This window comes from Micromonospora sp. CPCC 205561 (assembly GCF_036906775.1).
GTDB lineage: Bacteria > Actinomycetota > Actinomycetes > Mycobacteriales > Micromonosporaceae > Micromonospora.
In genome coordinates, this window is the sequence record NZ_JBAKHV010000060.1 from 25,639 (window position 1) to 34,218 (window position 8,580).

The following is an 8,580-nucleotide window of genomic DNA, read 5'->3' on the forward strand; positions in this document are numbered from 1 at the left end:
GGGGCGGGGGCGCCGGGGCGCGGTCGGGTGGAACGTACCGGGGCGGGTGACGCTCAGTGCCGCTCGACGACGACCTCCCGCTCCCCCTGGCCGGTCTTGCGGGTGGCCCGCAGGCTGGTGAGGGTGACGATCACCAGGACGCCGACGATGACGCCCAGGGAGGCGAGCGTCGGGATCTCCGGCACGCCCTTCCAGATGCCGTGCGCCCAGTGCAGGCCCAGCTTGACGCCGATGAACGCCAGGATGATCGCCAGGCCGTAGCTGAGGTGGACCAGCCGGCTGAGCGCGGCGTGCAGCACGAAGTAGAGCGCCCGCAGCCCCAGCAGCGCGAACGCGTTGGTGGCGAAGACCAGGTACGGGTCCTCGGTGATGCCGTACACGGCGGGCACCGAGTCGACGGCGAAGACCACGTCGGTGGCGAGCAGCGCCACCACCACGAGGGCGAAGGGGGTGAGCGTACGACGGCCGTCGAGGCGGACGGCCATCTTCGGGCCGTGGTACTCCTCGGTGACCGGCATGAACCTGCGCAGCAGCCGCACCGAGCGCATCTTGCTGATGTCGACTTCCTGCTCGTGCCCCGAGAGGGCGTCGCGCAGCAGCTTCACCGCCGTGGCGATCAGGATGATGGCGAAGAGCAGGAAGGCGAAGTCCAGCGTCTGCAGGGCCGCCGCGCCGACGGCGATGAAGACCGCCCGCAGCACCAGCGCGCCGGCGATGCCGTAGAGCAGGGCCCGCTGCGCCAGCTCGGCGGGCACCGCGAACGCCGCCAGCAGCAGCATGAACACGAACAGGTTGTCGACGGAGAGGGACTTCTCCACCAGGTAGCCGGTGAGGTACTCGATGCCCTGCTGGGAACCGTAGCGCGACCAGAGCCAGGCCCCGAAGGCCAGCGGCAGGGCGACGTAGAACGCCGACCAGCCCAGCGCCTCGCGCATCGAGACCTCGTGCGGCTTTCGCGTGACCAGGAAGTCCAGCACCAGCAGCCCCAGCACGGCGGCGATCGTGACGCCCCAGAGCGTGGGGGTGCCGACCGACTGGATCTCTGCAGCAAGGTATGGCAATTCGGACATGGAGCCTCCTCGAACACCCTGTCATGTTCGAGGTCTCCTTCACCCACGTTTCGTGGGCAGCCACCCGAGGCGTGCTCCGGCACGCCGTACTGACCGGGATGGCTCGTGGGAAGTACTCCCCTCGTGCGACCAGGTTAGGTCAGGCCCCTGGGCTCGGCAAACGGGACCCGCCCGAAGCGCGTCGCGCCGGCCGTCACCAGCCCGCCCGGGCGCTCAGCGGGCCGGCAGCCGGCGCAGGGCCGCCTTCTGGAGCGCCTCCAGCGGGCCCCGCCCGTACCGGCGCAGGCACCAGCGCGCCGCGAGCGCCAGGACCAGTGCGACGAACGCCCAGAGCCCCAGCACCCACCACGGGGACGCGCCCCGCCACGCCCCGGCCAGGCCGAGGCCCCACCCGTAGCAGACCAGCACGCAGAGCACGTTCTGCGCCACGTAGCAGGACAGGGCCGTACGCCCCACCGCGGTCAGCCCCGCGGTGACCGGCCCCGGCCGACGGACCCGGTCCAGCAGCACCCCGACCAGCCCCAGGTAACCCAGCGCCAGCACCGGCGCGCACACGTACCGGTCGAGCAGGAAGAACTCCGGCCCGGCGAGGGTGGTGGCCGCGTTGAGCGGCAACCCGACACCCAGGCCGACGACGAGCAGCCGGCGCCGCAGGGCCCGTCCCCGGGCGTCCGGGTCGAACGCGCCCGCCCGCGACAGCCGGACACCGAGCAGGAACAGGAAGACCAGCAGGCCGAAGCTGATGATCGGCTCGGCACGCAGGGCGAGCCAGTTCTCCAGGCGGAATCCGACCTGGTCGGCCCAGCTCCCCACGGTGAACACCCGGGCGTCGGCGGCGGGGGCGGCCGGGTCGGCGGGCGTGCCCGGCGGTGCGGCCGCCAGGGCCAGGGTGAGCAGCGCCATCAGCGCCACGTGCAGGGCGCCGGCGGCGTACATGGCCACCCGCTGGACCCGCCCGGAACGGGCCAGCAGCCACGCCACCAGCAGCGCGACGAGCGCGTATCCCATCAGCACGTCGAAGGCGAAGACCAGGACGAAGTGCAGGGTGCCCTCGACGAACAGCAGCAGGGCCCGCCACCCGTACCCGCCGGGCCAGGACCGGCCCCGGTCAGCGGCCGAGCGGTGCTGGATGGCGAGGCCCACGCCGAACAGGATGGTCAGCAGCGCGAGGAACTTGCCGTTGGCGAGGAAGCGGAACGTGCCCTCGACGACGGCGGCGACCGGTTCGGCCGCGCCGACGGAGACCGCCGAGATCGCGGTGGTGTCGGTCAGGAACCGCGCCTCGGCGCCCGGGGTGGCGAAGATCCATACGTTCGTGGCGAGGGTGCCGAGGATCGCCACCCCCCGCAGCACGTCCGGCAGGGGCAGGCGGCGGTGCGCGCCGCCGGGTCGACCGGGTGCCCTGGTCGGCGCGGAGTTCGTCGTCACGCCTCCACCGTCGCAGCGTCGTCGCGGCCGGGCATCCTGCCGGCCGCCGAGATCCGCGTCCTGCTTTCGATGTACGCCGGGCGTCGCGGGGCGCTCAGCGGGCGGTGACGGCGGCGAGTACGCCGTCCACGTCGAGGTCGGCCATGCACGCCGGGCCGGCCGCGTCGAGCGGGCAGCGCGCCTGCCACCAGCAGGGCTGCTCGGTGATCGCGGTGGGCAGGCGGTGCGGGCAGCCGGGCAGTCCCTGCAGGTCGGCGCCGCCCATCCCGTACCGCCGGGCGTCCGTCGGGCCGAAGAGCGCCACCGTCGCGCTCCCGGCGGCGGCCGCGAGCCGGACCGGTCCGGTGTCCGGGCCGACCACCACCCCGCCGCGGCGGCCGACCGCGGCGAACTGGCCGGCCAGGACGGGCAGGCCGGCGCGGGGCAGCGGCACCCCGAGCGGGTCGCCGGCGGGCGTGCCGACGGTGAGCACCGGGTGGCCGCGCCGGGTCAGCTCGCCGGCCAGCCCCCGCCAGTTGCGCTCCGGCCAACGCTTGACCGCCATCCCGGCGTCGGTGACCAGCACCACCGGCGGCGCGAGGGGCTCGCCCACCAGCCGGGCCACGGCCCGCTCCCCCGCGCGTGCGGCCTCGTCGCTCAGGTGCACCCGGGGGCGGGCGGCCCGGTCCCGCGCGCCGAGCAGCCCTTCGGCGCAGAGGATCTCCAGGTAGCGGTCGCCGACCGGCTGCTGCGGCGGCGGGTCGCGCCAGAGGTTCGTCACGGCCCGTCCGGCCGCCGCCTCGATGAGGTCGGGGATGCCGTCGTAGCGGGTGGTGCTGACCGCGAGGTCCGGCCGGGTGGCCGCGAGCGCCTCGACGACCGCCTCGCGCTCGGCGCCGGGCCGGCCGTGCCGGGGGGTGAGCACCTCGGCGACGGCCGGGTCGGCGCGCACCAGCTCCGCCCCCGGGTCGTGGGTGAGCACCCGCAGCCGCGCGCCGGGATTGCGGCGGGCCAGGCCGTGCACCGCCGGCAGCAGCATCAGCAGGTCGCCGATCCCGCCCAGCAGGTCCACCACCAGGATGTCCGCGTACCGCTCAGGCATCGGCACGTCCCGACGCGCGGGCGTAGAGGTCGCGGTGGGCGGCGGCCACCCTCGGCCAGGAGTACGCGGCGGCGAACGCCCGCCCGCGCTCGGCGAGCCGGCGGCGCAGCACCGGGTCGGCCAGCAGCCTGCCGACGGTACGCACGATCGCGGCGCTGTCGCGGCGGCCCCCGATCACCGCCACCGCCCCGCTGCCGCGCAGCTCGCCGTCGCCGCCGTCGGGCTCCGTCACCGCCGTCGGCACGCCGTGCGCGAGCGCGGCGAGCAGAGCCCCGCTCTTGGTGCTCACCCCGGCGGTGAACGGCAGCACCGCGACGTCGGCGGCGTGCAGGGCGGCGGAGACCCGGTCGGCCGGCAGGTGCCCGGTGAAGGTCACCGCGTCGGCCACCCCGCAGCGGCGGGTCAGCTCGACCAGCTCGGCGCGGAACGCCCGCGCCTCGCGCTGCGGCAGCGCCTGCGAGGTGAACCCGCCGACCACCAGCAGCCGCAGGTCCGGCTGGACGCGCCGCAGCTCGGGCAGCGCCTCGATGAGGTACCGCAGCCCCTTCACCGGGTGCACGAAGCCGAAGAAGACCAGCAGCGGGGCGCCCTCGGGCACCCCCAGCCCCGCCCGCAGGCGCGCCCCGGCGGTGGCCGCGCCGACGGCGTCGACGACGTTCGGGGCGATCGGGATGTGCGTGGCGGCGCGGCCGGTGCGCGCGCGTACCACGTCGGCGTGGCCGGGATTCGTGACGATCACCGCCGCGCTGGCCGGCACCAGCCGGCCGGACTCCCGGTCCCAGCAGCGGCTGCGCTCCAGCGCCGACCAGAGTCGGCCCGGCAGCCAGCCCGGGCAGGCCCACCACCCGTACTCGTGCAGGGTGGTGACCAGCGGCACCCGCCGGGGCAGCCGCCACGGCAGCAGCCCGGGCTGCGCGGAGAACCGGTACGCCGACGGCGCGAACTGCACGTGCACCACGTCGGGGGCGAGCGCGTGGACCCGACGCGCGGCCCGGACGGTGGCGGCCCGCCAGCCGCCGCGCTCCCCGTCGGGGCGGACCGGCACGGGGGTCGCCTCGACGCCGACCTCGGCCAGGGCCCCGACCAGGCGTGTCACGTAGTCGCTGACGCCGTCGGCGTCCGGCCGACCGGGACCGTGCAGGACGGCCACCCTGATCCGGTCGTCGGCCACGCCACCTCCCGCGTCTCGGCGGGCGGGTTTCCCGCCCCCTTACGCCGCAAACGCCCGACGCCTATGGTGTGCCGATGACCGAGGACGTCCCGGCCGGCCCGCTGGCCGGCGTACGGGTGATCGAGCTGGCCGGCATCGGGCCCGGCCCGTTCGCCGCGATGATGCTGGCCGACCTGGGCGCGGACGTGGTGCGGGTGGACCGGGCCACGGAGGTCGACCCGGACGCCTTCGGCACCCCGCACCCCGACCTGCTCAACCGGGGGCGCCGCTCGGTCGCGGTGGACCTGAAGTCCCCCGGCGGCCGGGAGGTGGTGCTGGCCCTGGTCGCCGACGCCGACGCGCTGATCGAGGGCTTCCGCCCGGGGGTGACCGAGCGGCTCGGCGTCGGCCCGGCGGAGTGCCTCGCGGTGAATCCCCGACTGGTCTACGGGCGGATGACCGGCTGGGGCCAGGAGGGCCCGGCGGCGCCGTACGCGGGGCACGACATCGGCTACGTGGCCCTCACCGGCGCGCTGCACGGCATCGGCCGGGCGGGCGAGCGCCCGGTGCCGCCGATGAACCTGCTCGGCGACTTCGGCGGCGGCGGGATGATGCTCGCCCTCGGCCTGGTCTCCGCCCTGTACGCGGTGCGCGGCGGCGCGCGTGGGCAGGTGGTCGACGCGGCGATCGTCGACGGCGTGGCGGTGCTCAGCACCCAGATCCACGCGCTGCGTCGACTCGGCATGTGGCAGGACCCGCGCGGGGTGAACCTGCTCGACGGCGGCGCCCCCTTCTACGACACCTACGAGTGCGCGGACGGCCGGTACGTGGCCGTCGGGGCGTTGGAGCCCCCGTTCTACGCCGAACTGGTCCGGCTCACCGGCTTCCCGCTGCACCCGGACGAGGCGCTAGACCGCGCCGACCCGGCGAACTGGCCGGCGCTGCGCCGGGCGTGGGCGCGACTGTTCCGGACCCGGACCCGGGACGAGTGGACGGCGCTGCTCGGCTCCTCGGACGCCTGCGTCGCGCCGGTGCTCGACTGGCGGGAGGCGCCCGGGCACCCGCACCTGGCGGCCCGGGGCACCTTCGTGGAGCGGGACGGGGTCACCCAGCCGGCCCCGGCGCCCCGCTTCTCCGGCACCCCGACGGCGCTGCGCCGCCCGCCGCCCCGGCCCGGCGAGCACACCGACGAGCTGCTGGCCGAGGCCGGCTTCGACCCGGCCCGCATCGCCGGCCTGCGCGCCACGGGCGCCGTGGCCTGACCCCGCCGCCGGCCGCCCGGTCCCCGCACGTCGTCACCCGGGACGGGCGGGCAAGGGCCGGCGCCGTCGGGCGGTCGGACGCCGGGGCCGTCAGGAGCGGCGCAGAGGGACGCCCGGCGCCATCGCGGGCTCGACCATGTCCCGGTAGTCGCGCGGCAGCTGGACCACCACGTCGTCGAACTCGCCGCCGCTGACCGCCTCGCGCAGGGTGACGAAGACCGCCCGCGCGGCGTCCCGGGCGGCGGGCTCCGCCACCCCGGCCCGCAGCGCGACGCGCGCGACGAACTCGGCCGCCCCGAACCGCTCCGCCCACTCCGTACCCGGGCTCGGGTTCAGCACGAGCTGCAACGGCTTGGGCAGCTGCGCGGCGAGGTCCAGCGCCTCCCCGCCGGTCAGCCGCTCGGCGAGGGTCTCCAGCGTCGCGCGGGTCAGCGCCACCGCCTGCTCGGAGGAGGCGCTGGTGCGCCGGGCGACCTGGTCGACGAAGGTGTCGTAGTTCATCCGTACCCCCTGGGCTGCGTCGGGGCCTGCGCGTACCCGCTGGCCCGGGCGGGAAACGGGGCGGATCTCCGCGCCGGGTGGGCGCGTGACGGCCCGCCGGACGGGTAACCGCGGCCGGTCGTGACCGGATCTACGCCCGGAGGAGCCCACACCATGGCCAGCTACGCCGACGTGCTGCAGTACCTGTCGAGCCTGGACTACCCGGCCGAGAAGGACGACGTGGTACGCGAGGCCGAACGCGAGGGAGCCCCGCCCGACGTGCTGCGCGCGCTGCGGGCGCTGCCTCCCGTCGACTACGCCAACGGCACCGAGGTGGCCCGCTCGGCCGGCATCGAGGCGGCGCCCGAGATCGACGCGTCGCAGCGGGCGGCCCAGGCCCGGGACAAGCAGCACCAGCGGGTGTCGCAGCACCTGCGCGGCATCTGAACCGGGCTGTCACTGGTCGTCGGCACGCCGCGGGCGCGGGGCTCGGACGCGCGCGTCGCTCGATGTACGCGGTGGGAAGCCGATCGGCGGTGTGCCGGGGACCCGGGCGCGCCGCCGCCCGCCGATGGCTGGCGGCGTGAGGGCCGGACAGGCGGGCGCCCCTGCCGCGAACCGCGACCGGGGCGCCACGCAGAACCTGTCCGGTGGCCGGTCGGGCCCGAACCGGGCCCCGACCACCGGGCGGTCGATGCACGCCCGAACCGGGCGGGCATCGCTGCCTCGACCATCATACGACGCAACATCATCCGTTCGGGTGATTACGGCGAGAGTGTGGGCGAGCACACTCTCGGCGTCAACCCCTAAGCTCCGCGTACACCGCGCCGGATCGTCCCCGGGGCGCCGGCGCCGCGACCGGCCTGGCGGGTGCTGACAACCGCCCGTGCTCTGCCACCTCGGGCCGGCCCTGGGACCGTACCCCTCGTGGCTCGGCCGTCCGGCCCGCTCAGGCCCGTACGCCGCCGCTGCGGTCGCGGGCCTTGAGCCGGGTGGTCGGCAGTGCCGGGGCCGGCAACGGCGGGGCGTCGTCGTCGGCGACGGTGCCGAAGCGCCGCCCCGCCATCCAGTCCTCCCTGGCGGCGGCCACCTCCTCGTGCGAGCGGCCGACGAAGTTCCACCACATCACCAGCGGCTCCTCGAACGGGGCCCCGCCGAGCAGCAGCAGGCGGCTGCCCGGCTCGCCCGTCACGGCGAGGCGCTCCCGGCCGCTGCCGAGGTAGAGCAGCGACCCCGGGGCGAACGGCACCCCGTCGACCTCGGCGGCTCCCGACATGGCCAGCAGCCCGTACTCGAAGTCGGGGCGCAGCGGCAGCGTGGCCGGCGCGGGCCCGCCCAGCTCCAGCTGCGCGCCGAGCAGCGGGGTGTACGTCACGGCCGGGGACCGGGCTCCCGCCAGCTCGCCGACCAGCAGGGTGACGTCCAGTTCGCCGTCGCGCCAGCGCGGCAGGTCGGCGTGGTGGGCGAAGTGGGCGTCACCGGCGCGGGCCGGGTCGGGCAGGGCCACCCAGAGCTGCACGCCGTGCATCAGCGGCGGATGCCGCTCGGGTGAACGCTCGGAGTGCGCGATGCCGTGCCCCGAGGTCATCACGTTGAGCTGACCGGGGCGGATCGGCTGCGCGTTGCCCAGGCTGTCCCGGTGCATGATCTCCCCGTCGAGGAGCCAGGTCACCGTCTGCAGGCCGGTGTGCGGGTGCGGCGGCACCTCCATGCCGGGGCGCTCGGCCACGTCGTCCGGGCCGAAGTGGTCCACGAAGCACCAGGCACCGACCATCCGCCGCTGTCGCTGCGGGAGCAGCCGACGGACCGTCGTGTAGCGCCCCAGCGGCACGTCGTGGCCGGGCAGCAGGACGCTGCCGGGATCGGCCGTGGCCACGCCGGGCGGTCGGGTCTGCGCGGGCATTCTCTCGGTACGCTCCACCGCCCGACTGTACGCCCGGGCAGGACGCGGGTCCGGCGGGACGGCCGCCGCCGACGGCCCCGAAGATGCGACTGGCCGGCACCCCGTGTGGGGGTGCCGGCCAGCGTGTTCGTTCAGTTGATCTGGTCAGTTGTTCCAGTGCTGGGCGACGAGGTCGGCGGCCTGCTGCTCCCACTGGGCGTAGTGGT

The 8,580-nt window shown here is 76.0% G+C and carries 8 protein-coding genes and 1 pseudogene; 2 read left to right on the forward strand and 7 right to left on the reverse strand.

Translation table 11 applies throughout. The annotated features are described in order from the left end of the window. Positions 1 to 53: 53 nt before the first annotated feature. The 5 genes and pseudogenes from V6V16_RS23995 to V6V16_RS24015 all read right to left on the reverse strand — a co-directional run. On the reverse strand, positions 54 to 1,070 hold the full coding sequence (locus V6V16_RS23995; RefSeq protein WP_334565483.1) for a TerC/Alx family metal homeostasis membrane protein: 1,017 nt from the start codon (positions 1,068 to 1,070) through the stop codon (positions 54 to 56). Positions 1,071 to 1,283: 213 nt separating this feature from the next. Beyond that, entirely contained in the window at positions 1,284 to 2,498 is a 1,215-nt protein-coding gene (locus tag V6V16_RS24000) for a DUF418 domain-containing protein (protein ID WP_334565485.1), read from the reverse strand. Between the two features lie 94 nt (positions 2,499 to 2,592). Beyond that, a complete protein-coding gene (locus V6V16_RS24005) occupies positions 2,593 to 3,579 on the reverse strand; it encodes a glycosyltransferase family 9 protein (protein ID WP_334565487.1) in 987 nt (328 codons plus the stop codon). Further along, entirely contained in the window at positions 3,572 to 4,252 is a 681-nt protein-coding gene (locus V6V16_RS24010; RefSeq protein WP_334565501.1) for a glycosyltransferase, read from the reverse strand. Before V6V16_RS24010 ends, V6V16_RS24005 begins: the two co-directional genes overlap by 8 nt. Continuing rightward, positions 4,238 to 4,774 (reverse strand): annotated as a pseudogene (locus tag V6V16_RS24015) (glycosyltransferase); the annotation flags it as partial. The gene V6V16_RS24010 and the pseudogene V6V16_RS24015, both read right to left, overlap by 15 nt. Before the next feature lie 50 nt (positions 4,775 to 4,824). Between V6V16_RS24015 and V6V16_RS24020 the strand changes: the two are divergent. Next, a complete protein-coding gene (locus V6V16_RS24020) occupies positions 4,825 to 5,991 on the forward strand; it encodes a CaiB/BaiF CoA transferase family protein (protein WP_334565489.1) in 1,167 nt (388 codons plus the stop codon). A gap of 90 nt (positions 5,992 to 6,081) precedes the next feature. On the opposite strand, the gene V6V16_RS24025 is transcribed toward V6V16_RS24020, so the two are convergent. Next, positions 6,082 to 6,492: a DUF2267 domain-containing protein gene (locus V6V16_RS24025; protein ID WP_334565491.1), complete on the reverse strand. Its 411-nt coding sequence runs from the start codon at positions 6,490 to 6,492 to the stop codon at positions 6,082 to 6,084. Positions 6,493 to 6,645: 153 nt separating this feature from the next. Between V6V16_RS24025 and V6V16_RS24030 the strand changes: the two genes are divergently transcribed. Beyond that, on the forward strand, positions 6,646 to 6,918 hold the full coding sequence (locus V6V16_RS24030; protein WP_334565493.1) for a DUF2795 domain-containing protein: 273 nt from the start codon (positions 6,646 to 6,648) through the stop codon (positions 6,916 to 6,918). A 502-nt stretch (positions 6,919 to 7,420) separates the two neighbouring features. On the opposite strand, the gene V6V16_RS24035 is transcribed toward V6V16_RS24030, so the two are convergent. Then, positions 7,421 to 8,392, reverse strand: coding sequence for a pirin family protein (locus tag V6V16_RS24035; protein ID WP_334565495.1), 972 nt, complete (start codon positions 8,390 to 8,392; stop codon positions 7,421 to 7,423). Positions 8,393 to 8,580 lie beyond the last annotated feature (188 nt).